General features: G+C 67.0%; 23 protein-coding genes. 4 read left to right on the forward strand and 19 right to left on the reverse strand.

Annotated features, from left to right (window positions below; all coding sequences use genetic code 11):
* Positions 1–105 precede the first annotated feature (105 nt).
* Positions 106–723 carry a glutathione S-transferase family protein gene (locus AC1PQG_RS09610; RefSeq protein ID WP_481122338.1) on the forward strand — a complete coding sequence of 206 codons (618 nt, stop codon included), beginning with the start codon at positions 106–108 and terminating at the stop codon, positions 721–723.
* A 338-nt stretch (positions 724–1,061) separates the two neighbouring features.
* A complete protein-coding gene (locus tag AC1PQG_RS09615) occupies positions 1,062–2,261 on the forward strand; it encodes a metallophosphoesterase (protein WP_481122339.1) in 1,200 nt (399 codons plus the stop codon).
* A gap of 52 nt (positions 2,262–2,313) precedes the next feature.
* Here the strand turns inward: AC1PQG_RS09615 and AC1PQG_RS09620 are convergent, their stop codons facing one another.
* Both AC1PQG_RS09620 and AC1PQG_RS09625 read right to left on the reverse strand, forming a co-directional pair.
* Positions 2,314–3,780, reverse strand: coding sequence for a Do family serine endopeptidase (locus AC1PQG_RS09620; protein ID WP_481122340.1), 1,467 nt, complete (start codon positions 3,778–3,780; stop codon positions 2,314–2,316).
* A gap of 83 nt (positions 3,781–3,863) precedes the next feature.
* Positions 3,864–4,706 carry a DMT family transporter gene (locus tag AC1PQG_RS09625; RefSeq protein ID WP_481122341.1) on the reverse strand — a complete coding sequence of 281 codons (843 nt, stop codon included), beginning with the start codon at positions 4,704–4,706 and terminating at the stop codon, positions 3,864–3,866.
* 461 nt (positions 4,707–5,167) lie between these two features.
* Here AC1PQG_RS09625 and ahpF point away from each other — a divergent pair, with 461 nt between their 5' ends.
* The gene (ahpF, locus tag AC1PQG_RS09630; protein ID WP_481122342.1) at positions 5,168–6,718 is read left to right on the forward strand and encodes an alkyl hydroperoxide reductase subunit F; all 1,551 of its coding nucleotides are present in this window, start codon (positions 5,168–5,170) and stop codon (positions 6,716–6,718) included.
* 99 nt (positions 6,719–6,817) lie between these two features.
* Here the strand turns inward: ahpF and map are convergent, their stop codons facing one another.
* From map to kdpF, 16 genes are all read right to left on the reverse strand, one after another.
* Positions 6,818–7,624 (reverse strand): type I methionyl aminopeptidase, encoded by an 807-nt coding sequence (gene map / locus AC1PQG_RS09635; protein ID WP_481122343.1) that lies wholly within the window; start codon positions 7,622–7,624, stop codon positions 6,818–6,820.
* Positions 7,621–7,848 carry a ParD-like family protein gene (locus AC1PQG_RS09640; RefSeq protein WP_481122344.1) on the reverse strand — a complete coding sequence of 76 codons (228 nt, stop codon included), beginning with the start codon at positions 7,846–7,848 and terminating at the stop codon, positions 7,621–7,623. Before AC1PQG_RS09640 ends, map begins: the two co-directional genes overlap by 4 nt.
* A gap of 122 nt (positions 7,849–7,970) precedes the next feature.
* Positions 7,971–8,810: an aldo/keto reductase gene (locus tag AC1PQG_RS09645; RefSeq protein ID WP_481122345.1), complete on the reverse strand. Its 840-nt coding sequence runs from the start codon at positions 8,808–8,810 to the stop codon at positions 7,971–7,973.
* Between the two features lie 219 nt (positions 8,811–9,029).
* Entirely contained in the window at positions 9,030–9,626 is a 597-nt protein-coding gene (locus AC1PQG_RS09650) for a DUF2239 family protein (protein ID WP_481122346.1), read from the reverse strand.
* A 131-nt stretch (positions 9,627–9,757) separates the two neighbouring features.
* On the reverse strand, positions 9,758–10,471 hold the full coding sequence (kdpE, locus tag AC1PQG_RS09655; RefSeq protein ID WP_481122347.1) for a two-component system response regulator KdpE: 714 nt from the start codon (positions 10,469–10,471) through the stop codon (positions 9,758–9,760).
* Positions 10,472–10,492: 21 nt separating this feature from the next.
* Complete coding sequence (gene kdpD / locus AC1PQG_RS09660) at positions 10,493–13,201, reverse strand: two-component system sensor histidine kinase KdpD (RefSeq protein WP_481122348.1); 2,709 nt, start codon at positions 13,199–13,201, stop codon at positions 10,493–10,495.
* Between the two features lie 2 nt (positions 13,202–13,203).
* Positions 13,204–14,838, reverse strand: coding sequence for a CorA family divalent cation transporter (locus tag AC1PQG_RS09665; protein WP_481122349.1), 1,635 nt, complete (start codon positions 14,836–14,838; stop codon positions 13,204–13,206).
* A gap of 85 nt (positions 14,839–14,923) precedes the next feature.
* Positions 14,924–15,124, reverse strand: a complete 201-nt coding sequence (locus tag AC1PQG_RS09670) for a hypothetical protein (protein ID WP_481122350.1) — start codon at positions 15,122–15,124, stop codon at positions 14,924–14,926.
* A 9-nt stretch (positions 15,125–15,133) separates the two neighbouring features.
* Complete coding sequence (locus AC1PQG_RS09675; RefSeq protein WP_481122351.1) at positions 15,134–15,430, reverse strand: hypothetical protein; 297 nt, start codon at positions 15,428–15,430, stop codon at positions 15,134–15,136.
* Positions 15,423–16,175, reverse strand: coding sequence for an amino acid kinase family protein (locus AC1PQG_RS09680; protein ID WP_481122352.1), 753 nt, complete (start codon positions 16,173–16,175; stop codon positions 15,423–15,425). Before AC1PQG_RS09680 ends, AC1PQG_RS09675 begins: the two co-directional genes overlap by 8 nt.
* Positions 16,176–16,244: 69 nt before the next feature.
* Positions 16,245–16,709 carry a PTS sugar transporter subunit IIA gene (locus tag AC1PQG_RS09685; protein ID WP_481122353.1) on the reverse strand — a complete coding sequence of 155 codons (465 nt, stop codon included), beginning with the start codon at positions 16,707–16,709 and terminating at the stop codon, positions 16,245–16,247.
* A 23-nt stretch (positions 16,710–16,732) separates the two neighbouring features.
* Complete coding sequence (locus AC1PQG_RS09690) at positions 16,733–17,605, reverse strand: TorF family putative porin (RefSeq protein WP_481122354.1); 873 nt, start codon at positions 17,603–17,605, stop codon at positions 16,733–16,735.
* A 15-nt stretch (positions 17,606–17,620) separates the two neighbouring features.
* Positions 17,621–18,196, reverse strand: coding sequence for a potassium-transporting ATPase subunit KdpC (gene kdpC / locus AC1PQG_RS09695; RefSeq protein WP_481122355.1), 576 nt, complete (start codon positions 18,194–18,196; stop codon positions 17,621–17,623).
* 14 nt (positions 18,197–18,210) lie between these two features.
* Entirely contained in the window at positions 18,211–20,289 is a 2,079-nt protein-coding gene (kdpB, locus tag AC1PQG_RS09700; protein ID WP_481122356.1) for a potassium-transporting ATPase subunit KdpB, read from the reverse strand.
* Between the two features lie 18 nt (positions 20,290–20,307).
* The gene (kdpA, locus tag AC1PQG_RS09705; RefSeq protein ID WP_481122357.1) at positions 20,308–22,104 is read right to left on the reverse strand and encodes a potassium-transporting ATPase subunit KdpA; all 1,797 of its coding nucleotides are present in this window, start codon (positions 22,102–22,104) and stop codon (positions 20,308–20,310) included.
* Positions 22,101–22,193, reverse strand: a complete 93-nt coding sequence (kdpF, locus tag AC1PQG_RS09710; protein WP_481122358.1) for a K(+)-transporting ATPase subunit F — start codon at positions 22,191–22,193, stop codon at positions 22,101–22,103. Before kdpF ends, kdpA begins: the two co-directional genes overlap by 4 nt.
* 363 nt (positions 22,194–22,556) lie before the next feature.
* Between kdpF and AC1PQG_RS09715 the strand changes: the two genes are divergently transcribed.
* Entirely contained in the window at positions 22,557–23,876 is a 1,320-nt protein-coding gene (locus tag AC1PQG_RS09715; protein WP_481122359.1) for a hypothetical protein, read from the forward strand.
* Positions 23,877–24,032: 156 nt separating this feature from the next.
* On the opposite strand, the gene AC1PQG_RS09720 is transcribed toward AC1PQG_RS09715, so the two are convergent.
* Entirely contained in the window at positions 24,033–25,412 is a 1,380-nt protein-coding gene (locus AC1PQG_RS09720; protein ID WP_481122360.1) for an OprD family outer membrane porin, read from the reverse strand.
* Positions 25,413–25,450: the final 38 nt, after the last annotated feature.

The raw sequence follows: 25,450 nt of genomic DNA on the forward strand, positions 1-25,450 counted from the left end.
GGCCTTTTCCCCGGGGGGCCGACAGTGGCCCCCCTCTTGCTTCGGGCTCGCCTCTGCCGTGCTGCGTGTGTGGGGCACGGCGCCATCGCCCGAGGAATTCTGTCCATGAAGTTCTACATGACGCCCGGCTCGTGCTCGACCGGCATCCATATCCTGCTCGAAGAAGTTGGGGCCGTCTTCGAGGTCTATATCGTCAATCTGCCGGCCGGTGGGCACCTGGAGCCCGACTACGTGGCGATCAACCCCAAGTCCACCATTCCCACGCTGGTCCGCAAGGACGGCAGGCCGATCACCGAATTCCAGGCGATCGCCTGGTGGCTGGCGCGCCAGTACCCCAAGCAGCACCTGCTGCCCGAGGGGGCTGACGGTGAGGTGAGGGTGCTGGAAGTGATGGACTACGTGGTCGGCACGATCCACGGTCAGGGCTTCACGCGGATCTTCACGACGCCCAACTTCACCCCCAACCCGGCGGACCACGACGTGGTACGCGCCCGCGGCCGTGACATCGTCGAGCGGGGCTTTGCGGTGATGGACGCCCAGCTGGCCGGGCGGGAGTTCGTCGCCGACAGCTTCTCGATTGCCGATGCGGCGCTGTTCTACACGGAGTTCTGGGCCGACAAGCTGAAGATGAACCTGCCGCCGAACTGCCGCGAACACTATCTGCGCATGCTCGAGCGGCCGGCGGTGCGCCAGGTTCTGCGGGAAGAGGGCTACCGCGTGTGACGTTGCGGCGGCACGCAGTCCGGGCCGCGCTCAAACGGATTGCGGCGTGGCGAGCTACTGCGTGTCGCTGACTTTCTCCAGCCAGTGGACGACCTTGCCGTCTGTCGCTTCGACGCCGGTGTGCGCTTGGGCGACCAGGTGAAGAAGGTTGTCACCGGTCTTTGCTCTGCTGGTCGAGTGCTTTGCACTACTGGAAGTGACCGCACAGTCACATTCCCCATTCTGGTTCATGGTCCTGTCATCTGTTTGTCGCAGCATCGCCGCCGGAGCGAACTTGCAACGCTCCCCCCGGCCCGTTTGGGGGCCGAGGCACTCGACAAGAACAGGAAAGAACGATCATGCGGAAATTCGTGGGGCCGATCATGTGTTCGGCGGCAGCGTTGGCGATGTATGGGTGTGGCGGTAGCGGCGGCAGCGATGCGCCGGGCAAGACGACAGTGGCGGTGATCGGCGATGTGCCTTACGGCGCGACGGCGACGGATACGTCGCAGACCACCGCGCTGCCGGCCTTTCTCAAGGCGCTGGATGGCGACGCGGATGTGTCGCTGGTGCTGCACGTCGGCGATATCCATTCCGGCTCGCAGTACTGTACCCAGGCTTACGACCTCACCGTCGCCACCGACTGGAAGGCACTGAAGAATCCGCTGGTCTATACGCCGGGCGACAACGAGTGGACCGACTGCCACAAGGCCAAGGAGGGCGGTGGTGTCTACAACGCGACCACCGGCCAGATCGACTACAAGGTGGACGCCGGCGGCAACCTGTTGAGCTACGCGGGTGGCGATCCGCTGGCCAACCTGGATCTGGTCCGCTCGATTTTCTTCGCCAAGCCGGGCAAGACCCTCGGCGGCGCGATGGACGTGCATTCCCAGGCCCTCGAATACGACACCAATTTCCCGACCGACAGCAGCTACGTGGAGAACGTGTGGTTCCAGAAGGCCGGCGTGCTGTTCGTGACCGTCAACATGCCGGGCGGTTCCAACAACGACACCGATCCCTGGTACGGCGCGCCGTCCATGAGCCCGGCCCAGGCCCAGGAAGTGGCCAACCGCTCCGCCGCCAACAAGCGCTGGCTGGATGCTGCGTTCAATCGGGCCGTTTCTGATAATTCCGCCGCGGTGGTGATCCAGCTACAGGCCGACATGTGGGATGTGGATGGCAAGTCCGCCAGCCATATCGCCCAGTACAAGCAGTTCATTGACCTGATCGCTGCGCGAGCCAAGGCCTTCGGCAAGCCGGTGCTGCTGCTCAACGGGGATTCCCACGTGTATCGCTCGGACAACCCGCTGGTGCAGGGCGCGGCGTGCCTCGTCGAGCCGAGCTCCGGCGCAGCGGCTGTCGCCTGTTCCGACGATGCCTACGCCAACCAGCCGAACGGCTACAGCGTGCCGAACTTCCATCGCATCGTGGTGCATGGCAGTACGACGCCGCTGGAGTGGCTCAAGCTGAGCATCGACCCGAACTACGATACGAAGGCCGCCGCGACGGCGACCAGCTTCGGCCCCTTCAGCTGGCAGCGCATGCAGCCGGCGCTGTAAGCCGGCAAGGCGAGGGCACCCGCGGAAAGCGTGTGCCCTCGGTATCGGGGGCTTACTTGGCCGTCGCGCTCGGGGCGACGGTTACGTACTGCCGCTCGCCACCACGCTGCACCAGCAGGGCCACGGTGCCGGTGACGGTCTTGACGATGGCACGGGCCTGATCCAGCGTGCTGACCGGCTTGCCGTTGATCGACAGCACCACGTCGCCGGCCTGCATGCCGGCGGCGCGGGACGGACCGGTGGCGGCCTCCACCAGCAGTCCGGTGGCCAAGCCGATGGCAAGGTGTTCGACGGGCTGCAGCGGACGCAATTGAAGGCCGAACTGGCGCAAGGTGTTGGCGTCCGGCGCCGGTGCCGGTTGCGGGCTGGCAGTTGCCTTGCCAGCCTCGCCGAGGACCACTGGCAGGCGATGGGCCTTGCCGTCGCGCCACACTTCGAACTGCAGGCGCTGGCCGGGTTGGGCCATGGTCACCAGGGTCTGCACGTCGCCGGCCGCCGTGATCGGCGTGTCGTCCACGCCCAGGATCACGTCGCTGGGCAGCAGCCCGGCCTTGGCGCCAGGGCTGCCGGGCATGATGTCGAGGATGATCGCGCCGGCCGGTGCCGGCAGGCGGAAGGCGTCCGCCAGCGACTGGTTCACTTCCTGCACGGTTACCCCCAGCAAGCCATGGGAGGCGTGGCCAGTGGCGGCGATCTGCTTCTGGATCTTCAGCGCCAGGTCGATGGGAATTGCGAAGCTCAGTCCCTGGAAACCGCCGGTGCGGCTGTAGATCTGCGAGTTGATGCCGACGACCTCACCGCGGGCGTTGAACAATGGGCCGCCTGAGTTGCCCGGATTCACCGCCGCGTCGGTCTGGATGAACGGCACGCCGCTGCCATCCGGCAGGGAACGCCCCTTGGCGCTCACCACGCCGGCGCTGACGCTGTTCTCGAAGCCATAGGGCGAGCCGATGGCGAGCACCCATTCGCCCACCTGCAGGTCGGCCGGATTGCCGATGCTGACGGTGGGCAGGCGGTGGGCGTCGATCTTCAGCACCGCGATGTCGGTCTTGCGGTCGCTGCCGATCACGCGGGCGTGGAACTCGCGCCGGTCGGTGAGCTTGACGACCACGTCGCTGGCGTTGGCGATCACGTGGGCGTTGGTGAGGATCAGCCCATCCTCGCTGAGGATGAAGCCCGAGCCCTGGCCACGTACCGGAATCTGCATGCTGGCACCGGCACCACCGAACTCTTGCTGGAAGCGGCGCAGGAACTGCTGCACCGAATCGCCGTTGTCGTCGCCGGGGGCGTCCGCCGAATCAGGACTGACGGACACCTGGCGCATGCCGCTGATGCTGATGTTGACCACCGCCGGGCCGTAGCGCCGGGTGATCTGCGAGAAGTCGGGGACGCCGACGGTGGCGACCGAGGCCGGTGCTTCGCCGGCCGGCGGAGTCGCGGATGCTGCCGTTGCAATGCCTGAGCAGCCAAGCGCTGCGGCAAGCAGGCTGGCCGTAATTGCGGGGGTGATGAAGTTCATGACGGCCTCCCTCCGAGGCGCTGCGCGGGCTATGTTGGTGTTGTCGCCGCGATTATCGCCTGAAGCCGTGTCAGAAATGGTGCTTAGCGCCGTCGCCCGCTGATGACCAGCGCGATGCCGCCGAGGATGGCGATGGACGAATACACCAGGCGCGGGGTGATCGCCTCGCCGAGGAACAGTACGCCACCCAGGGCGGCGATGACCGGCACGCTGAGCTGTACGCTCGCTGCACTGGCGGCGCGCAGCTGGGGCATCGCCATGTACCAGATCACGTAGCCGATGCCGGAGGCCAGCCCGCCCGAGGCAAGGGCGTAGGCGATGCCAGCGCTGTCCGTCTGCGCCTGGGACAGCGTGACCAGGCTGAGCCCCAGCGCCATCGGGGCGGCCCGCGCGAAGTTGCCGGCGGTGCTGGCTGCCGGGTCGCTGCCACCGCGGCCGCGTAGCGAATACACGCCCCAGGCGACACCGGCCAGCGTCATCAGCAGCGATCCGACCAGCGGTGGCGCCGACAGGCCGGGCAGGACCAGCGCGACGAGGCCGGCGGCGGCGAGTAACAGGCCGATGCTTTGCATGCGCTTGAGGTGCTCCCGGTGCCACAGGCCGTAGCCGATCATCGTCGCCTGCACGGCACCGAACAGTAGTAGCGCGCCTGTGGCGGCGGACAGGCTCAGATAGGCAAAGGAAAAACCCGCCGCATAGACGAACAGTGCCAGCGCTGAGGGCCAGCTGCCGTGGGTCGTCCCTGTAGCGCCGCCGCGCAGACGCAGCAGCAGCCACAGGACCAGTGCGCCCGAGCAGACGCGCAGAGCGGTGAAGCTGGCGGCATCGATGTGGCCGTCACGTAGCGCGAGCCGGCACAGCAGGGAGTTGGCGGCGAAGGCGAGCATGGCCAGCGTCGTCAAGGCGGCGACACGAAAGGGATGCATGGCGTTTTCCTAAGGGGTGGGCGGCGGGTTTGCGGCGCCCGCTGCGGTGGTTTCGCGCTGCAGCCAGTCCTGGAATGCCCGGACGATGAGGCGGTATGGGGCCGTGTCGCTTGAGCCGGATTTGTGCTGCGAATGGAGGTGGCTACCGTGGGGTGACATGGGGCTGCTCGCGGGAAGGGGATCGATATCCTTGTGCGTCGGGCGTCTGGGTGCAAGGGGCCGTATCCTAGGGCTTGCGAGCGCCTGCGTAAAACGATGATTTCCGACAATGAGGCTTAATGATATTGAGGCTTCGGCAGCCGAAGAGACAGGTATCGGGGGGCGCATTCAGATCGATAGAAAACTGATATCGAATCGATTTCATCAATCAATTGGAGCAATGTATTTTCCATCGATATGATGTGTCCATTCACCGTTCAGGCATGGGGGCCTGAACGACGTTCATATAAAAGGACACGACCATGCTCGACGCCAATATCAAGAACCAACTCAAGGCCTATCTCGAGAAGCTGCAGCGCCCGATCGAGGTGGTCGCTTCCCTTGACGACAGCGCCAAGGCACAGGAGCTGCGTGGCCTGCTCGTCGATATTGCCGAATTGTCCGACAAGGTCTCGCTGCGCGAGGACGGTACCCACAGCCTGCGCCCGTCCTTCGGCGTGACGGTGCCGGGCGAGGCGCCGCGCATCCACTTTGCCGGCATTCCGATGGGCCACGAGTTCACGTCCCTGATCCTCGCGCTGCTGCAGACCGGTGGCCACCCGCCCAAGGTGGAGGCGGCGGTGATCGAGCAGATCAAGGCCTTGCCGGGCCGCTTCGACTTCGAGACCTTCATCTCCCTGTCGTGCCATAACTGCCCGGACGTGGTGCAGGCGCTCAACCTGATGGCCGTGCTCAACCCGGGCGTGACCAGCACGATGATCGACGGCGCGCTGTTCCAGGATCTGGTGAATGAGCGCCGCATCATGGCCGTGCCGACGGTCTTCCTCAACGGCCAGGAGTTCGGCCAGGGCCGCATGACCATCGAGGAGATCGTCGCCAAGCTGGATACTGGCGCGGCTGCCCGTGCGGCGGAAGAGATCGCAGCGAAGGATGCCTTCGATGTACTGGTGATCGGCGGTGGCCCGGCCGGCGCGGCGGCGGCGATCTACGCGGCACGCAAGGGCATCCGCACTGGTGTGGTGGCGGAGCGCTTCGGCGGCCAGGTAATGGATACCCTCGGCATCGAGAACTTCATCTCCGTGAAGGAGACCGAAGGGCCCAAGCTCGCCGCTGCGCTTGAACAGCACGTCAAGCAGTACGAGGTGGACGTGATGAACCTGCAGCGCGCCACCAAGCTGATTCCGGGCAAGGTGGTCGAGGTGCAGCTCGAGAACGGTGCATCCCTGAAGGGCAAGACGGTGATTCTGTCCACCGGCGCCCGCTGGCGCGAGATGAACGTGCCCGGCGAGAAGGAGTACAAGGCCAAGGGCGTGTGCTTCTGCCCGCACTGTGACGGCCCGCTCTTCAAGGGCAAGCGCGTGGCGGTGATCGGCGGCGGCAACTCCGGCGTCGAAGCGGCCATCGACCTGGCCGGCATCGTCGCCCACGTGACGCTGCTCGAATTTGCCGACCAGTTGCGTGCCGACGCGGTGCTGCAGACCAAGCTCAACAGCCTGCCCAACGTGACGGTGATCACCCAGGCGCAGACCACCGAAGTGACCGGCGACGGCCAGAAGGTGAACGGCATCCGCTTCAAGGACCGCGTCAGCGGCGAGGAGAAGCTTGTCGAGCTCGAAGGCATCTTCGTGCAGATCGGCCTGTTGCCGAACACCGACTGGCTCAAGGGCACGGTCGAGCTGTCCGACCGCGGCGAGATCGTCGTCGATGCCAAGGGCCAGACCTCGGTGCCGGGCGTCTTTGCGGCCGGCGACTGCACCACGGTGCCGTACAAGCAGATCGTCATCGCGATGGGCGAGGGCGCCAAGGCCTCCCTCAGCGCCTTCGATCACCTGATCCGCAGTTCGGTCGCCTGAATGTGAAACGGCCGCCGGGGTTCCGGCGGCCGCTTGAGCAGACTGACCAGGGCCGGAGCCGCAAGCTCCGGCTTTTTTCTGCGTGTGTGGCTTACGCGTTCAGGCCGGCGGCAGGATCGCCGGGTAATCGCCGTAGCCGTCCGGCCACGGGGTCAGCACCTCGAAGCCCGTGTCAGTGACGGCGACCATGTGTTCCCACTGGGCCGACAGGGAGCGGTCCTTGGTGACCACCGTCCAGCCGTCCGGCAGCTGGCGGGTGGCGGCGCGGCCGGCGTTGATCATCGGCTCGATGGTGAACACCATGCCGGGTTCGAGGCGCAGCCCTTGACCCGGATTGCCGTAATGCAGGACCTGCGGCTCGTCGTGATAGATGTCGCCGATGCCATGGCCGCAGTACTCACGCACCACGCTGAAGCCTTCCCGATGGGCGACGGTCTGGATCGCGTACCCCACGTCGCCCAGCGTGGCGCCGGGGCGCACCTGATGGATGCCGGCGACCATCGCCTCGTAGGTGGTGCGGACCAGCCGTCGGGCGAGGATGCCGGGTTCGCCGACGTAGTACATGCGGCTGGTGTCGCCGAACCAGCCGTCCTTGATGACGGCTACGTCGATGTTGACGATGTCGCCGTTCTTCAGCTTCTTGTCCGACGGAATACCGTGGCAGATCACGTGGTTGACCGACGCGCAGACCGTCTTCGGGTAGCCGTGGTAGCCGACGTTGGCCGGGATGGCCTTGAGCTCATTGACGATGTAGTCGTGGCAACGCTGATCGAGTTCGTCGGTGCTGACGCCGGGTTTGACGTATTCGCCAATCATCCGCAGCACGTCGGCAGCCAGGCCGCCGGCGTGGCGGGACAGGGCGATCTCTTCCTTGGAGCGGATGGGCACTGTTTTCAGGGCTCTCATGCGGCCACTCCCGTTTCGGTGGCCAAAGCGTTTGCGTCGACGGTCTGTTGCTCGGCCTGGATCAGCAGCTGGCAGATTTCGCCGTAGCGGAGGTTGGGGTTCAGCTCGGCCAGCATGCCGACACGCAGCCAGTGCTCGGCCTGCGCGTTGATGGAGCGGCTCAGCGCGCCGCTCGTCAGACGCAGGTTCTCATGCATCTGTTCGGAGATTTTGACGATGCCCATGGTTCGGATTTCTAATATATGGTTTGTAGCTGTTTCATATATTAGCAGCTTTCCGGCCCCTGCGCCCGGCAAGCGGGCACGGGGGCGTTCATGGGCGGCGTGGAGGCTGCAGCCTCCGGGTTTCAGTGCCCAAAGACGTCGGCGTTCAGCATCGTCGGATCGGGGCGGTCCAGGGTATTGAGGGCGGCCACTTCGGCGTCCGACAGCGTGAAGTCGAACAGCGCGAGGTTCTGGGCCAGCCGGGTCGGGTTGGCGGACTTGGGCGTCGTCACGATGCCTTGCTGGACGATCCAGCGCAGGACGATCTGGGCGGCGGTGCGACCATGGGCTTCGGCGATGGCGGTGATTACCGGGTCGGTCAGCATCGCGTTGCCGCAGCCGAGGGGGCGCCAGGCGCCGGTGGTGATGCCGCGTTCCTTATGGATGGCCAGCAGGTCGTCGCGGCGGTGATAGGGGTCGAGCTGGATCTGGTTGTGGTGGGGCACCAGGCCGGCGTCGAAGAGGCGCTGCAAGTGCTGCGGTTTGAAGTTGGAGGTGCCGATAGCGCGGACCAGGCCGGCCTCCAGCAGCTTGACCAGACCGTGGAAGGCGTCCACATAGCGGTCCTGGTCCGGGTTCGGCCAGTGGATCAGCAGCAGGTCGATGTAATCGACGCCCAGCCGCTTCAGGCTGGCCTCGCAGGCTTCCCGCGCACCGGCAACGCTATGCCACTGGCGGTTGAACTTGGTGGTAAGGAAGATTTCGTCGCGGGGGATGCCCGAGCGCCGGATGCCTTCCCCGACGCCTTGTTCGTTGCCGTAGTTCTCTGCCGTGTCGATCAGGCGGTAGCCCAGGCCGATGGCTTCGGCGACGGTGCGGGCGGCTTCCTGGTCGTTCATCGGCCAGGTGCCGAGGCCGAGCAGCGGCATGGCGACGCCATTGGCGAGGCTGATGGTCGGGGCAAGGGTGGTCTGCTGTGTCATGAAGGATTCCTGGCGTGTCTTGTTGGTCGTTTTGAGGAACGGATCGCCCCGTGCTGCGGGGCTATGGTCATGCAGAGCCGCGCGCCGGGGAGGGCTCCGGTGCGGCTCCCGCGTTGGAGCGCGCTCGTCCGCCGATGTTCCGTGAATTGCCGAAACACGGCCGGATATGCCGTCCGGTCACCGCGATGGCCGGCGGGCTTGCCGGCCGTGGGGCCACGTTCAGGCCGTGTCGCCGAAGGCCAGGCGTCGGGCGTGGTCGCGCAGATCCGCTGGCCAGGTGTCGGTGCGCTGCTGGAAGGCCGGCTGGTCGTCTGCGAACAGGGCACGGGAGGCTTCTTCGAATCCGGGCAGGTCGCCGGCCAGCGCGGACATGAAGTGATAGGCGCGTTCCTGGGCCTGGCGGCGGTCGTTCTGTCCCGCGCTGGCCCGGCGTGCTTCGTCCACCAGCTTGCGCAGGGTGACCGAGGCGCCGCCGGGCTGGGTGGTCAGCCAGTCCCAGTGGCGGGGCAGCAGCGTGACCTCGCGGGCGATGACGCCCAGCCGGGGGCGGCCGCGGCCGCGGGCTTCGCTGGCGGGTTCGGCCTCGGTTACGGCGGGGGCGGTGCGCTGAGCCAGGCGGGCCAGCATGTCGGCGTCGCTGCCGCGGAAGTCGATGTCCACCAGGCGACCGGTGCTGTCATCGAAGGTGAGCACGGCGCCGCTCGTGGCGGCTTCAAGCGCCCGCTTGGCGGCCAGGGCGTTGTCCTGCAGGCTGCCGCCGGCGATGCGTCGCGGGCCGTCAAAGGTGGTGTAGGTCGTGGGGCTGGATAAGGACATGGTCGGGCTGGATGAGTTGATCTGCCTTTAATATTACCCGGATTAAAATAAATTGCAAATAAAATCCGGGTATAAATAAACGACATCGCCCATCCCACTATTGGCCATGTGCTTGGCGGCCTGTCGGCAGGCTAGGTATCGCGGGCAGGGGCCTCCGCGACGAAGCGATAACCGACCCCCGGTTCAGTGACGATGTGGTCCGGGTCCGTGGGATCGTCTTCGATCTTCTTGCGCAGATGCCCCATGTAGACCCGCACGTAGTGGGCGTCCTCAATGTGGGACGGGCCCCACACGGCTTTCAGCAACTGCCGGTGGGTCAGCACGCAGTCCGGGTTGGACACAAGGTAGGCGAGCAGGCGGAACTCGATCGGGGTCAGGTGTAGCGGAGCGCCGTTCTTCTCGACGAGGCGCTTGCCCAGATCGATCTTGACCGTTCCGAAGCTCGCCTGGCTCAGCCCGCTGCCGCCCGACTTGTAGCGTCGCCGCAGGTGGGCGCGCACGCGGGCCAGCAGCTCGGCGGCACCAAAGGGCTTGGTCAGGTAGTCGTCGGCACCGGCGTCGAGAGCGGCGACTTTCTCGGTCTCGGCGGTCCGGGCCGACAGCACGATGATCGGGATCTCCGACCAGGTGCGCAGCTCGCGGATCAGCTCGATGCCATCCCCGTCCGGCAAGCCGAGGTCGAGGATCAGCAGGTCCGGCTTGCGGGTGCCGGCTTCGATGAGGCCGCGTTTGACGCCGTCGGCCTCATGGACTTCACAGCCTTCGCTCTCCAGGGCCAGGCGCACGAAGCGGCGCAGCTGGGATTCGTCCTCGACGACGATGACGCGGGGGCTCGGCTCGGGCATGGTTGTCTTCCTTTTGTTGCATCAGGGGGCGCGGTCGTCCTCGTCCTCGACGAGGACAGGCGGTGTGCCGATGGGCAGCGTGAATACGAAGCAGGCGCCGCCCTGGCTGCCCGGGCGAGCGTGCATGCGGCCGCCGTGGGCCTCGACGATGGCCCGGCAGATTGCCAGGCCGAGGCCGACGCCCGGTGTGCTGCCTTCCTGCTCGCCGCGCTCGAATTTCTTGAACAGGCTTTCCTCCCGTCCGGCAGGCAGGCCGGGGCCGTCGTCTTCGACGCGGATTTCCATGTGTTGCGCCGTCCCGTGGGCACGGATACAGATGTGACTGCCGGCCGGCGTGTACTTGGCGGCATTTTCCAGCAGGTTGCAGAACACCCGCTGCATGAGCACCGAGTCCACTTCCACAAGGGGCAGATCCTCGTCCAGTTCGACCCGCACCTGGTGGCCGGCGAGGATCGGGCGCAGGCTCTTGAGGGCGCTACCGACGACTTCCTCGAGCGGTTGCCACTGGCGGTTGAGCTGGATGCGGCCGGCCTGCAGGCGCGCCATGTCGAGCAGGTTGTCCACCTGGGCGTTGATGCGCAGGGCCTGCTCGCGCAGCTGGCGGGAGATGCCGGCCTGGGCTGCGGTGGGCGGCGGCTGGGTCAGGAACATGGAGTCGGCCAGACCGATCAGCACGCTGAGCGGGGTGCGCAGGTCGTGGGAGATGGCCGACAGCAGGGAGTTGCGCAGCCTTTCGGATTCCATCTGAACGGTGGTGTGCTGGGCGACATCCACATAATGGACGCGCTCCAGCGCAATGGCGATCAGGGATGCGAAGGTGTCCAGCAGGCGGCGTTGCTCGGGCTCCAGCAGGCGGCCCGGGTCGCGCAGTTCGAGGGCCAGTACGCCGCGCAGGCGCATCGGTGCCTTGAGGGGCAGGTAGAGCAGGGGGCTGGCGGGCAGGGTGTCGGTGCCCTGGCCGGCAGCCTCCGAGTGGTCGAAGGCCCACTGGGCGACGCCGGGGTCGATCTCGGGCAGGCCGGCTGACGCGAACAGCGGAGCGGTCAGGCGGTCTTCTTCGTCGGCGAGCACGAAGGCGGCGCGGGCATTCATTTCGGCTGCCAGGAAGCGCTCGCCGATCTCGGCGATCTGCTCGGGCAGCAGCGCGCCGGACAGGTCGCGGGACATCTCGTAGAGGGCCCGCATGCGGTTCTCGCGGCTGCCGGCCACGTGGGCCTGATGCTTGTAGCCGGCGGTGAGCTGGCCGATCACCAGACCGACCACCAGCATCACGGCGAAGGTCATCAGGTACTGGACGTCGCTGACCGCGAAGGACAGGCGCGGCGGGACGAAGAAGAAGTCGAAGATCGCCACGCTGAGGAAGGACGCCAGCACGGCCGGTCCGCGCCCCAGGCGGACGGCCACCAGCACCACCGCCAGCAGGAAGACCATCACGATGTTGGCCAGGTCCACCAGGGCATGGAGCGGCATCGCGATGAGGCCGGCGAGGCTGCAGGCCGCGGCGCTCAGCGCGTAGGCACGCCATGTCGTGCCGCCGGGGACTGCCACGGTTGGAGGCTCGGCGTCGGGAAGCGTGTGTTCGGTGCGGGCCACCTGGATCACGTCCAGGTCGGGGGCGAGGCGGCCGATGCGTTCGGCGATGCCGCGCTCCCAGAAGCGCCAGCGCCGTGGCGCGCCTTGGCCGACCATCAGGCGGGAGAGGTTGTGGGTGCGGGCATAGCGCACGGCTTCCGTCTCCACCTGGGCGCCGGCGAGGGTGGCCGTGGCGGCACCCAGGTCCTGGGCAAGCCTCAGGGTCTTCAGTGTCCGGTCACGGGCGGCGGCGGGCAGGCGCTGGCGCTCTGGTGTCTCGATGTATACCGCGTGCCACGGGGCTTCGAGGCGCCCGGCGAGGCGGGCTGCGCTGCGCACGATCTTCTCGCCGCCAGCTTCAGGACCGATGCAGGCGAGCAGGGCGTCCTGGGTCTGCCAGACCGGCGACACGAACTTGTCGCGGCGGTACTGCTGGACGTCCTCGTCCACGCGGTCGGCGGTGCGGCGCAGGGCCAGTTCGCGCAGTGCCAGCAGGTTGCCCTTGCGGAAGAAGTTGCGGATCGCCCGTTCCGCCTGGTTGGGCAGGTACACCTTGCCATCCCGCAGGCGTTGCAGCAGCTCGTCCGGAGGCAGATCCACCAGCACGACCTCGTCGGCCTCGTCGAAAACCCGGTCGGGCACTGTCTCCCACACGCGGATTCCGGTGATGCCGCTGACCACGTCGTTGAGGCTCTCCAGGTGCTGGACGTTCACCGTCGAATACACGTCGATGCCGGCTGCCAGCAACTCCTCCACGTCCTGCCAGCGCTTGGGATGGCGGGAGCCGGCCACGTTGGTGTGGGCCAGCTCGTCCACCAGGATCAGGGCGGGCTTGCGCTCCAGCGCCCGGTCCAGGTCGAACTCGGGCAGCACCCGCTCCCGGTAGGGTATCTGGCGAGGCGGAATGCGGACGATGCCGTCGGCCATCGCTTCGGTTTCCATGCGCCCGTGGGTTTCTACGACGCCGATCACCACGTCCACACCCTGGATGAGCTGCTGGCGTGCGGCGGCCAGCATCGCGCAGGTCTTGCCGACCCCGGCGCTGGCGCCGAAGAAGATCTTCAGGCGGCCCCGCCGGGCACGGGCCTCGTCGGCCTGCAGGCGGGCCAGCAGGGCGTCCGGGTCCGGGCGGTCGGTAGGGGCGTCGGGGCCGGGCATGCCTAGGGCTCCATCCGCTTGAAGACGCGGCCGAGGGCACTCCACTTGGCTTCGCGGGGAAGGCGCTCATCGGAGAGTGCCTCAAGGAAGTCCGACAGGCGCTTGGAGCGGGCTACCGCGAACAGCACCAGGGTCAGCGTGCTGGCGCTGACTAGCCCCAGCTGGACCATTTTGTAGGTGCCCGGCACCTCGGGGAAGTTGAACAAATTCATGCCGAAGTAGCCGGTGACGACGGTGGCGATCAGGCCGAAGATGGTCACCACGGTCAGGCGCAGCACGGTGCCGGATTGGCGGCGCTGGCTGTCGCTATCGAGGTAGGCGCTCATCTCGCGCATCTGGTCCTTCACGTGGCCGAACAGCTCGTCGTTGCGCAGCAGGCGCGTGGTGCGCTGGAACAGGGCCTGAACGAGCCCCTGCTCGGAGACCTCGTGGAACCAGTAGCGGTGGGTGAAGCGCAGGAAGGCCTCGAAGGATTGGCGGATGCGGCGCTTGAAGCGGCGCACGGATTCGCTGTTGCGGATGTCGAGCTCGTTCACGGCGCTGGCCAGGCCGTCGGAAAAGGACAGCAGCGCGGCGCGGTGGAAGTGGGCGATGAGGAAGACCAGGAAGTACTGGTGGCGGAAGCGCGCCAGGAAACCGTGTTCGGGATCGCGGAAGTAGTCGGAGCCGGCTTCGCCCACCAGCACCAGCGCGTTGCCGGTGCAGATGAAGCGGCTGTTTGGGCCGTCGTCGGAATCGGTCCAGAAGCGGTCTTCGCAGTGCAGGCGCTCGAAGCGGATCACTGCCGGGTCCTTGGCCGGCACCGGGTCGCGGGACGGCAGGTTGGCCACGAAGCCGATGCGGATGAAGTCCTCGCGGCTGAGGCTGCGCGGCTCGTCGAGGGCCAGGTAGGCCATCATCGGCATGCGGTAGTACTCGAGCAGCCGGTAGCTCAGGTCGCCGTCGCCGCGCTCGGCGTCCTGCACCAGCGGGCGCAGCAGGCAGGCCCACAGGGCGCCAACGCAGGGCGTGCGGTGCTCGCAGACGAAGCGCAGGTAGCGCTCCCGCCTCTCTGAGTCGGAGGTGGCGAGCACGCGGCCATCCCGGTCGAGGAGTTCGGTGCGGTGGACGTTGTGCACGCCCTGGCCGCTGCTATCCCAGCCGGTCGGATAGGCGCGCCCGAAGCGGTACAGCAGTTCCAGCGCGGTGGCCAGCGGCAGGTCGTCGGCGGCCACTTCCACGTTGAGCATCGCCACATCGAGATCGAGGAAAAGGTAGAGATCCACGTGGGCGATGCGCAGCGAGATGGGGGCGTCGCCGGGCCGCAGCACGACCTTCAGTCCGGCCACGTCGGTGCGCCGGTAGACCGCCATCGGCGCCGAGCGGTTGGGCGGGCCGTCGCCGGTCGCCGAGCGCCCGTCTCCATACAGGAAGCGCTGGACGTAGGGCAGGAAGGCCACGAACTCCTTGTAGTGGCGCTCCTGAAAGTCGGCCGGGTCGGTGGTGAATTCGTCGTCCACCGGTGCCCAATGGCCGCTGCCGGTGATCCTCTCGTGGATGCGGGCCACGTTCTCCCCCGTGAAGCCCGGCTTGATCTGGACCGGCCAGACGAGCACGTCCCGGAAATGGCGGACCACGTGGTCCGGTTGCGAGAGCATCGCGTCTCCTTTTATAGGTCTTGTTCGTACGAACGGCGCGCCGGGGCGCGAGACCGCGATTCTCTTCCGTTCGACGAACAACACGCTAGCCCTCGCTCACCTGATGGCGCTCGGACAGGCGTCGGCGCTCTGCGCTTTCAGCCATTTCGGCCAGGATGCGCCGCCGCACCTGTTGGCCGAATGCCGCCTTGCAGCTTGGCGAACAGGTCAGGTTGCGGCGATAGGCGAGAAGGTGCAGCACACTCGATACCACGTGGCGGGCACCGCAGACGGGGCAGACGTGCACCGGCATGGCTCACAGGGCCCTTGAGGCGTACGAGGCCAGACGTGCCGGATGGGCTTCGGGCTCCGCATCGAGGATGTAAACGTTGCACTGGGCTGTCGGACTGATCGCCAGTGCGACGCCGATCGCACCGTCTCCGGCGACGGCCAGGCGCATGGGGCATTCCTGTCCGGCAAGGAATACACGCAAGGTTTCGCGTCCCAGCGGCGAGCCCGGAAAGCCGATAATGTTGGTGGCATTGTCCGTGCCGCGGGTGGCGACTGCGTATGCGCGGTTCCTGACGACGATGCCGATGCACAGCTCATTCATGCTTATCTCCTTCGGTGACAGGGGCCAGGTAACGCTCGCTTTGGGAAAGAACGCCGGCTGCCGCATCGGGCAGGATCAGCGTGCCGCCGATGAATGGGGTCAGTAGTTCGACCAGAAGGGTTTCAGGGTGTCGGATATCGAGAAGATGGACGGCAGGGATGCCCGCCGCCAGTGCGTCGACGATGTGCGCGGGAATGGTGGCCAGCGATGCGGCGTCGGAAACCGACAGGCGGTGCGCTGGGCTGCCTTTCCGATCGATCGGTGGAGGGTTGTCTCCCAGTACGATCAGCTTCTTGGCCTGCAAGTGCACGGCCAGAGCAGAGGCCAACCGGCTCCCGTCCGTGGGGCAAGCCAAACCATCGGGCGCAACGCCGATCGGACGGATGACGGGCAGTAGCCCGGCATCCAGATACAGGTCGAGCAGCGCATGGTTGACGGCACCGGCCTCCAGGCCGGCGTCGTGGCCAAGGGACAGCTTCGCAGGGTGTAGTCGCAGCATGCCGTCATCGACGCCGGACAGCCCGGCAGCCCGTGCGCCGTGCCGGTTCAGGAGCGCAACCAGCCGGGTATTGAGGGCACTGGAGCGATGCACGACGATGAGCCGGAGGCCGATCAGCTGGAGTAGCGCAAGGTGGCGGCCGAGGCTGTTCCAGGTGACCGGATCAAGAATGCTGCCGCAGGCGTAATCGACCACGAAGAGCTGGTTCCGGCAGGCATGGATGTAGGGCAGCAGTTCGGCCAGCACCTGCGCACGTACGTCGCTTGCAGGTTCGGTCCGGCCTGTGGCCGGGATTGACTCGGTACGCATTACGGATCAGGCCGCGGTGGGCTGCCAGGAGCGGAACAGGGACCTGATTTCGTGCGGGTCGGTGCAGGCATGCAGGGCTTCGCGGAAACGCGGGTCGGTGAACAGGCCGGAGATGCCGGCGAGGATGCCCAGGTGCTCTTCGGTGGCCCGTTCCGGCACCAGCAGCACGACGAAATCCGTCACAGGCTTGCCGTCCGGCGCGTTGAAGGGCAGCGGCCGTCGTGGTCGGGCGTAGGCAGCATGGGTCTGGCGCAACCCGGCCAGCCGGCCGTGGGGAATCGCCACGCCCTGGCCGAGCGCGGTGGAGCCCAGCGCTTCGCGCTGGCCGAGGACTTCGGCCACAGGTACGCGCGCGAGCCCGTGCCAGCGTTGCATGTTCCGGCCGATGGCATCGAACAGCGCGGCGGGGTTGGTGACGTCCAGATCGAGCAGGATGTCTTCCGGAAGCAGGATGTCGGCGAGAGAGAGCATGATCGTCAGTTCCTTCTGTCCGTTCAGAAGCTGCGGGTCACGGACAGCACCCCGATGCCGCGGCCGGCATCGCGGCTGCGCGAACCGCTGGCGGAGCCGTCGCTGGCCAGGCTGCTGCTGAAGCAATAGAACTCGCCGTTGCCGCAGCGCCCCTCGGCAGTGGTGCCCACATAAGCGGCGCCGACAATCCAGCCGGCGAGATCCTTGGTGATGCCGAGCCGCCAGTCGGTGTAACCGCCGTCATAGTGCGAGCCGTCTGTGTTTGTGTAAGCGAAGCCGCGCATGAAGAGGCGCCCGACGTGGGCGCCGAGCGTGTAGCCCCCGCCCAGGTCATGGGACGCCGACAGGTCCAGGTAGCCCGTGCCACGGGTGCCGGGCATGGCGAAATAATCGGTGAGCGTGTGGGAGTACTTCAGCGTAAGGAACTGCCAGCTGCCGGCAACGTAGACCTCTCCGTTGTCTACGTTGCCGTTGGCTGTGCTGCTGGGATGCCGTTGGTTCACGCCGGCGAAGGCATGGTCGAGGCGCGAGCCGGGGTAGTAGTAATACAGGCCGCCCACGTCCACGCCGAAGTCGCCGAGGGTGGTCTTGTAGCCGCCGTAGAAATCCATCTCGAGGCTGCCTTCGGGATAGCCGGCGCCGCTGCTGACGTTGGAGTTCCAGTTGCCGGCGTAGAAGCCGGATGGGTGGGCGTAGTCGAAGCCGCCCTGGACCGCCGGGCGTCCGAAGGTTTGATCGAGGCCGCGGAAACGGTAGCTGGAGACGAGCCCGATGTTGGCGGTGAGCGGCGCTGCGGTGCTTGTGGCTGCGTCCGGTTCAGCGTGGGCGGCGAGCGGGCAGGTCGCGATGAAGAGCGCGGCGGCGGTGGCAATACGTGTTCTGGCTTGCAGGGACATGGTCGAGGCTTTCTGTCAGTGCTTGAGCGCGTCGAGCGCGAGGTTGAGTTCCAGCACATTCACGCGGGGTGCGCCGAACACGCCCCATTGGCGGCCCGCTGTGTGGGCGTCGATGAGCTTCGTCACTTCCGCTTCAGGCAGTCCGCGGGCCCGGGCGACGCGGCTTGCCTGCCACGTGGCGGCAGCTGGGCTGATGTGGGGGTCGAGGCCGCTGGCCGAGGCGGTGACCAGGTCGGCCGGGATCGGGGCGTGGTTGGCCGGATCGGCGGCCCGCAGCGTGGCGATGCGGGCCTTCACCGCGTCGGTCAGTGCGGGGTTCAAGGGGCCCAGGTTGGAGCCTGACGATGCACCGGCGTTGTAGGGCTGCGGGGCGGTGGCCGACGGGCGGCCCCAGAAGTGCGCCGGATCGCTGAAGTTCTGGCCGATCAGGCGTGAGCCGACCGGTTTGCCGTCCTGCAGGATCAGGCTGCCGGCGGCCTGGTCGGGAAAGGCGAGGTGGGCGATACCAGTCACCGCGAGCGGGTAGGCGATGCCGGTCAGCGCGCTGAGCAGTACGAACAGGCTGATGGCGGGGCGCAGCAGGGTTTTCATGGTTCTTCTCCGGTTCAGGCCAGGCCGCTGGCGGCCAGCAGGACGTCGATCAGCTTGATGCCGACGAAGGGCACCAGGATGCCGCCGAGGCCATAGACGGCCAGGTTGCGGCGCAGCAGCGTGGCGGCGCCGAGGGGGCGGTAGGGCACGCCCTTCAGGGCCAGCGGGATCAGGAAGACGATGATCAGCGCATTGAAGATCACCGCCGACAGGATCGCCGAGGCCGGGCTGGCGAGGCCCATGACGTTGAGGGCGGCCAGCTGCGGGTAGGTGCCGACGAAGGCCGCCGGGATGATCGCGAAGTACTTGGCGATGTCGTTGGCGATGCTGAAGGTGGTCAGCGAGCCGCGGGTCATCAGCATCTGTTTGCCGGTCTCGACCACCTCGATGAGCTTGGTCGGGTTGGAGTCCAGGTCGACCATGTTGCCGGCCTCCTTGGCGGCCTGGGTGCCGGTGTTCATGGCCACGGCCACGTCGGCCTGGGCGAGGGCCGGGGCGTCGTTGGTGCCGTCGCCGGTCATCGCCACCAGGCGGCCCTCGGCTTGGTACTGGCGGATCAGGGCCAGCTTGGCTTCCGGCGTGGCTTCGGCGAGGAAGTCGTCGACGCCGGCTTCGGCGGCGATGGCCGCGGCGGTGACCCGGTTGTCGCCGGTCACCATCACGGTCTTGATGCCCATCCGGCGCAGTTCGGCGAAGCGCTCCTTGATGCCGCCCTTGACGATGTCCTTCAGCTCGATGACGCCGAGCACCTGCTTGCCGTCGGCCACCACCAGCGGCGTGCTGCCGCGGCGCGCCACTTCGTCCACGCGGGTGGCGACGGTGGCCGGGAAGTGGCCGCCCAGGCCTTCCACGTGGCGGCGGATCGCATCGGCAGCGCCCTTGCGGATCTGCTTGCTGCCCAGGTCCACGCCGCTCATGCGGGTCTGCGCCGAGAAATGGACGAAGTGCGCGTCGAGGGCGTGGATGTCCCGTTCCCGCAGGTTGAACTTCTGCTTGGCGAGCACCACGATGCTGCGCCCCTCCGGCGTCTCGTCGGCGAGGGAGGCGAGCTGGGCGGCGTCCGCCAGTTCGGCCTCGCTGACGCCCTCGGCGGGCAGGAAGGCGGAGGCCTGGCGGTTGCCGAGGGTGATCGTGCCGGTCTTGTCCATCAACAGCACGTCCACGTCGCCGGCGGCCTCCACCGCCCGGCCGGAGGTGGCGATCACGTTGGCCTGCATCATGCGGCTCATGCCGGCCACGCCGATGGCCGATAGCAGGCCGGCGATGGTGGTCGGGATCAGGCACACCAGCAGGGCGACGAGGACCGTGATGCCGACCGGGCGGCCGGCACCGGACACGTCCACGCTGAACAGGGAGAAGGGCAGCAGCGTCACCGTGACGCCGAGGAAGACGATGGTCAGCGCCACCAGCAGGATGGTCAGGGCGATCTCGTTGGGAGTTTTCTGGCGCTTGGCGCCCTCGACCATCGCGATCATGCGGTCCACGAAGGTTTCGCCGGGGTTGGCGGTCACCCGCATCACGATCCAGTCGGAGAGCACCCGGGTGCCGCCTGTTACGGCCGAGAAGTCGCCGCCGGATTCGCGGATCACCGGCGCGGATTCGCCGGTGATGGCCGATTCGTCCACCGAGGCGACGCCCTCGATCACCTCGCCATCGGCGGGAATCACCGAATGGCCCAGGCCGCCGGCCTCGACGACGACCACGTCGCCCTTGCGCAGGTCGGTGCCCTGGACGAGCTGCCACTTGCCGCCGTAATGGGGTTCGAGCAGCTTCTTGGCCCAGGTCTCCTTCTTGAGCCCGCGCAGGGACGCGGCCTGGGCCTTGCTGCGGCCTTCGGCCAGCGCTTCGGCAAAGTTGGCGAACAGCACGGTGAACCACAGCCACAGGGCCACTGCGACGATGAAGCCGGCGGGCGCCTCGCCGTCGCCGGTGAGGGCCTGGGCGGCGAGCAGGGTGGTCAGGATGCTGCCGACGTACACCACGAACATCACCGGGTTGCGCCACTGCACGGCCGGGTTGAGTTTGCGGAAGGCTTCGCCGACGGCAGGCAGGGCCAGGGCGGGGTCGAACAGGGTGAAGGTCTTCTTGCTCATGGTGGTCTTCTCCTTGGCTCAGGCGCCGAGCCACAGCATCAGGTGCTCGACGACGGGGCCGAGCGCCAGCGCCGGCACGTAGTTGAGCAGGCCGACCAGCAGCACGGTGCCGATCAGCAGGGTGACGAACAGCGGGCCGTGGGTCGGCATGGTGCCGGCGCCGGTGGGGATGCGCTTCTTGGCCGCCAGCGAGCCGGCCATCGCCAGCACCGGCACGATCACGCCAAAGCGGCCGAACCACATGGCAACGGCCAGCAGCACGTTGTAGAAGGGCGTGTTGGCGGACAGCCCGGCAAAGGCGCTGCCGTTGTTGTTGGCGGCGGAGGTCAGCGCGTAGAGGATTTCCGAAAAACCGTGGGCGCCGGGGTTGGCGATGCCGGCGCGGCCGGCTTCCGCCATCACCGCCAGCGCGGTGCCGAGCAGGACGAGGAGGGGCGTGACGAGAATGGCGATGGAACTCATCTTCATCTCGTAGGCCTCGATCTTCTTGCCTAGGTATTCCGGCGTGCGGCCGATCATCAGGCCGGCGATGAAGACGGCCAGGATGGCGAACACCAGCATGCCGTAGAGCCCCGTGCCGACACCGCCGAAGACCACCTCGCCAAGCTGCATGTTGACCAGCGGAACCAGCCCGCCGAGAGGCGTGAAGGAGTCGTGCATGGCATTCACCGCGCCGCAACTGGCGGCGGTGGTGATGGTGGCAAAGAGGGCTGAGTCGGCGATGCCGAAGCGGGTCTCCTTGCCTTCCATGTTGCCGCCGGCCTGCTGCGCGCTGGTCGACTGGTCGACGCCGAGGGCGGCGAGCTGCGGATTGCCTTGTTGCTCGAAGCTCATGGCGGCCCAGGCGGCCAGCACGAACATCAGCGTCATCGCGGCAAGCACGGCCCAGCCCTGGCGGCTGTCGCCGACCAGCCGACCGAAACTGACGCACAGCGCCGCTGGAATCAGGAAGATCGCCAGCATCTGCACGAAGTCGGTCAGCGGCGTGGGGTTCTCGTAGGGGTGGGCCGAGTTGGCGTTGAAGAAGCCGCCGCCGTTGGTGCCGAGCATCTTGATCGCTTCCTGGGACGCGACCGGCCCCATCGGCAGGGTCTGCACGCGGGTCTCGGCGGGGTCGGTCAGCGCGTTGCCCTTGTCGTCCTTCAAGGGCTGGCCGGACGAATCGAGGCGGGGCGCGTCGTAGTGGGTCGTTTCTACCGTCGTCACGTCCTGGTAGGGCGAGAAGTTCTGGATCACGCCCTGGCCGGCCAGGAACAGCGCCATCAACACGGATAACGGCAGCAGCACCCAGACCGTGGCGCGGGTCAGGTCGACCCACGCGTTGCCCACGGTGGCGGCGCTGTGGCGGGCGATGCCGCGGATCAGCGCAAAGACGACGGCGATGCCGGTGGCCGCGGACAGGAAGTTCTGCACGCCCAGGCCGAGCATCTGGACCAGGTAGCCCATCGTCGATTCGCCGCCGTAGCCCTGCCAGTTGGTATTGGTGACGAAGCTCACCGCGGTGTTGAAGGCGGAATCGGGGGCTACGGCCGCCATCTGTTGCGGGTTCAGCGGCAGCACGGCCTGCAGGCGTTGCAGCCCATACACGGCGACGACGCCCAGCGCATTGAAGATGAGGAGGGCCAGCGCATAGCGCAGCCAGCCGGTTTCCTCGTCGGCACGGATGCCGCACAGGCGGTAGACGAGGTTTTCGAGGGGGCGGACGGCGCGCAGGCGGCCCTCCATCGCGTTCGCGACATAGATGCCGAGGGGTTTGGCTGTCAGCAGCAGGATGGCCAGGAAGGTCCCCAGCAGGAGCCAGGCATGGGAGGTCATGAGAAGTCCTCCGGTTTGAGCAGCGCGGCCACGAGATAGATGAGCAGTGCGATGGCGACGAGGCCGCCGACGATGTAAAGGCCGTTCATTTGCGGCCTCCCAGGCGGTCGCAGCCGACCGCCATGCCGACCATCAAGGCCAGGAAGGCGGCGATGGCGGCGAGATAGATGAGATCCATGATTTCCCCTTTCGGATCGAAGGAATCGACACCGTCATGCTAGGGAAGGCGGTATCAAAAGCTTCGAAAAAGGGGGCGCTGCGGGATAAAGGACTTGTAAAAATCCGCCGGATGCGGACTGCCGGCAATGCTCTTTTTGCATATCCCTGCGTGTTTTGTGGGTATGCCGTCGGTGTTAAGTGGGTCATAGACCGTATGGCTTCCGCCGCCGAATACTTCGTGCCTAGTGATTTCCCCCAGCTCGCAAGAAAGGGTCAAATTGGTCCACTCAAGAATGAAACTCCACCGCACGGCCCTGGCCGTCGCGCTTCTCTCCCTTTTGAACGCCTGTGGTGGCGGAGGCGGTGGTGCTGCGACACCGCCAGGCGGGCCCCCTCAGGTCTGCGTCGCGCTGCCTGCCGAGGCGACGCTGCATCCGGCGGACGCCGGCGCCAGCGAATGGAACGATGTGCTGGTCGATGGCAGTAACCGGATCTGGCTCGCCGGCTACGACCGCGGTGTGGTCGGCCAGACCTCGCTGGAGCCGGCCGGCAACGCCCGCGGCATGGTCCGCATGCTGTCGAATACCGGCGATCTGCAGTTCGACAGCGGCTCGCGCTTCGATTCGCCGGGTGCGGACGTGGTGGAGGCGTTGGCACTGACCGCATCGGGCACCCTGTTTGCGGTGGGACGTACCACGGGCGTTCTCGCCGGGACGGCTAACCGGGGCCAGTTCGACGCCTTCGTGGCCAGCACCGATGCCAACCGTCCGTCGGGCGATTGGGGGCTGACCCAGTTCGGAGATGAGTTCCCGCAGCATCCGCGGCGCCTGGTGGCCACGTCCGACAGCGATCTCTACATCGGCGGCTACAACGACGATTACATTCCCACCAATTACGTGGCCGCCTGGGCCGACTCCTCCGCTTACCGGTTGCGGGCCGGCCGGCCCGGCGACGCCTCGTCGATTGCGACGGTATGGAGTCACCGTTCGAACAGCGAGGAGCAGGACTACGCGTCGAGTCTGGCCGTCGCGCCGGATGGTTCCGTCTTCATCGGCGGGGTGGTGACCAGCGGCAGCAATCGTGGCGCCTTCGTGCGCAAGCTGGACGGCAACGGAACGACGGTATGGACGGCGCGCTACACGACGTCCGGCGTCGACAACGTGGCCTTCCTGAAGCCTCTGTCCGACGGCAGCGTGCTGATGCTTGGTACCGTGATGGGCTCCTTCCGCGGCGGCGTCAGCATCGGCAATACGGACGTCTTCGTGGCGCGCATCAATCCGCTGGACGGCTCGGTGATCACCAGCGCCCAACTCGGGACCAGCGGCGCCGAGTGGCTCAGCGACGCGAAGCTCGACAGCCAGGGCAATTTGTTCCTGTTCGGCGAGACGACGGGCTCCTTCATCGGCGGCAAGGCGCCGGCGGGAGCGAGTGATCTATTCCTGCTGAAGGTACGCAATGACGGTGCGGTGCTGCGCGCCTGGCAGTGGGGAACGGCCGGTGACGAGCGGGGCGCTTCGGTGGCTATCGATGGCTGCGGGCGGGCGGTGGCGGCGGGCAGCTCGACGAAGGACGGCCAGCGCCAGGCGGTGCTGTGGTATCCGCAGGGCCAGTGAGGCTTCACCCGGAACGTCGCCCACGGCACATGGTGCCGGCGGCGGGCTCCTTGGCGAAGGGAGAATTTTCCCGGCAGCGTCCACCGCGCAAAAAAACTCCCCGCCGACGGGCGGGGAGGCAAGCTACTGCACAGGGATTCGCTGCGTGCCGCCGCTTCAGAAGCGGTAGCTGTAATCGATGTAGAAGCGGTGCTGGCGCCAGTCCTGGCGGGTCAGCCCGTTGAGGGTCTGGCTCGTGGTGCGCCCGTCGGCCTGGGAGTCGTAGGTCATGAACATGTAGCGCAGGCTGACGTTCTTCACGAAGGGCAGTTCGTAGCGGGCATCCAGCTCCCGGTACTGCTCCCGGCCATCCACGTTGTTGACCAGGTTGCTGCTGCGGGCGCCGGTGCCGCGGACGTAGCGGTAGGCGGTTTTCAGGCCAGGGACCAGGGCTTTCCAGTCGTAGGCGACGCGGATCTGGGCGGCGGTCTCGTCCCGGTTCGTGAAGTCCGGGCCGACGACGGCCTGGGTCGGGAAGGGATTGGTGCCCGGGTCCTGGGTCAGCGCCCCGGTCCGGTCCGCATCGACGGCGTAGTTGTCTTCTATCCAGAAGCCGCTGATCTTGGTCAGAGCGCCGCCGACGGTGAAGTCGCGGATCGTCCATGCCACTTCCACGTAGGCGCCGCTGCCCCGGTTGGAGATGCGCCCGCTGCCGGCGCAGTCCATGTCCTTTTCGGCGCCGCAGACGAACAGGGAGCCGGCGTCGCGGGATGTGAGATAGCCGCCGGACAGCCTCAGCCGGTCGGTGCCGAGCGGAATCGTGTAGGCGGCGATCAGCGCGCTCTTGGCCAGATAGGATTTGGCGTTCAGGTACTCGGCGGTCAGCTCCAGCGGCCCGTGCACGTAATTGCCGCCGAGGACGGCGATGTAGTCGATGCCATTGCGGCCGCTCGCCTCGGTCCTGAAATGTACGAACTCGCCGGTGGTACGGCTGCGGTACTGGTCATACACGGCGCCAAAGAGTTTCACTCCGTCGGCTGGCCGCAGCATGGCACTGACGCCGGAATAGGTGTCGGGCACCGCGCGGTTGGTGGTGCTCTTCAGCAGCAGGCTGTCCTGGAACTGGCGGCCGAGCCTGACGACGGCCTTGTCGCCGAGCCGGAGCTTGAGCAGCGCCTGGCCGAGGGATTGGTAGCCGTTTTCCAGGCGGCCGTTGTTGCCCACTTCGACCAGCTGGGTCGTCGGCACGCCGCTGTCGCCGAGCCGGTTGACGCTATAAACCGACGCGTCGAAACCGGCCACGCCGCCCAGGAAGTAGGGCGAGCGGTAGTTGAGTTCCAGCCCCAGCGCGCTCTGTTCGTAGGCGGCGGGTTGCGGCTTGGGCGTTTTGGCGGTCGGGTAGGCCAGGCCCTTGTCGGCCCAGTAAACGCCGTGGGCCTTGAGTTCCAGTTCCTGGGCGTCGTCGTCGGCCAGCGCGGCAAGCGGCAGGCAGCCGCCGCAGAGGCCGGCGGCGAGCATCGCGCGGGTGCGTCTGTCGATGAATGTTGTGAATTGCATGGTGTCCCCAATCCAATCCTGTGTCTTTTCCAGGGCGA

This window comes from Zoogloea sp. GDB6 (genome assembly GCF_056724105.1).

Bases quoted from the DNA above. Each gene is read 5' to 3' on its own strand.
- kdpC (WP_481122355.1), bottom strand. From the start codon at position 18,196: ATGAAAACCCTGCTGCGCCCCGCCATCAGCCTGTTCGTACTGCTCAGC.
- ahpF (WP_481122342.1), top strand. From the start codon at position 5,168: ATGCTCGACGCCAATATCAAGAACCAACTCAAGGCCTATCTCGAGAAG.
- AC1PQG_RS09645 (WP_481122345.1), bottom strand. From the start codon at position 8,810: ATGACACAGCAGACCACCCTTGCCCCGACCATCAGCCTCGCCAATGGC.
- AC1PQG_RS09615 (WP_481122339.1), top strand. From the start codon at position 1,062: ATGCGGAAATTCGTGGGGCCGATCATGTGTTCGGCGGCAGCGTTGGCG.
- AC1PQG_RS09675 (WP_481122351.1), bottom strand. From the start codon at position 15,430: ATGAATGAGCTGTGCATCGGCATCGTCGTCAGGAACCGCGCATACGCA.
- map (WP_481122343.1), bottom strand. From the start codon at position 7,624: ATGAGAGCCCTGAAAACAGTGCCCATCCGCTCCAAGGAAGAGATCGCC.
- kdpF (WP_481122358.1), bottom strand. From the start codon at position 22,193: ATGAACGGCCTTTACATCGTCGGCGGCCTCGTCGCCATCGCACTGCTC.
- AC1PQG_RS09625 (WP_481122341.1), bottom strand. From the start codon at position 4,706: ATGCATCCCTTTCGTGTCGCCGCCTTGACGACGCTGGCCATGCTCGCC.
- kdpE (WP_481122347.1), bottom strand. From the start codon at position 10,471: ATGCCCGAGCCGAGCCCCCGCGTCATCGTCGTCGAGGACGAATCCCAG.
- kdpA (WP_481122357.1), bottom strand. From the start codon at position 22,104: ATGACCTCCCATGCCTGGCTCCTGCTGGGGACCTTCCTGGCCATCCTG.
- AC1PQG_RS09690 (WP_481122354.1), bottom strand. From the start codon at position 17,605: ATGTCCCTGCAAGCCAGAACACGTATTGCCACCGCCGCCGCGCTCTTC.
- AC1PQG_RS09720 (WP_481122360.1), bottom strand. From the start codon at position 25,412: ATGCAATTCACAACATTCATCGACAGACGCACCCGCGCGATGCTCGCC.
- AC1PQG_RS09715 (WP_481122359.1), top strand. From the start codon at position 22,557: ATGAAACTCCACCGCACGGCCCTGGCCGTCGCGCTTCTCTCCCTTTTG.
- AC1PQG_RS09665 (WP_481122349.1), bottom strand. From the start codon at position 14,838: ATGCTCTCGCAACCGGACCACGTGGTCCGCCATTTCCGGGACGTGCTC.
- kdpD (WP_481122348.1), bottom strand. From the start codon at position 13,201: ATGCCCGGCCCCGACGCCCCTACCGACCGCCCGGACCCGGACGCCCTG.
- AC1PQG_RS09610 (WP_481122338.1), top strand. From the start codon at position 106: ATGAAGTTCTACATGACGCCCGGCTCGTGCTCGACCGGCATCCATATC.
- AC1PQG_RS09620 (WP_481122340.1), bottom strand. From the start codon at position 3,780: ATGAACTTCATCACCCCCGCAATTACGGCCAGCCTGCTTGCCGCAGCG.
- AC1PQG_RS09650 (WP_481122346.1), bottom strand. From the start codon at position 9,626: ATGTCCTTATCCAGCCCCACGACCTACACCACCTTTGACGGCCCGCGA.
- AC1PQG_RS09685 (WP_481122353.1), bottom strand. From the start codon at position 16,709: ATGCTCTCTCTCGCCGACATCCTGCTTCCGGAAGACATCCTGCTCGAT.
- AC1PQG_RS09640 (WP_481122344.1), bottom strand. From the start codon at position 7,848: ATGGGCATCGTCAAAATCTCCGAACAGATGCATGAGAACCTGCGTCTG.
- kdpB (WP_481122356.1), bottom strand. From the start codon at position 20,289: ATGAGCAAGAAGACCTTCACCCTGTTCGACCCCGCCCTGGCCCTGCCT.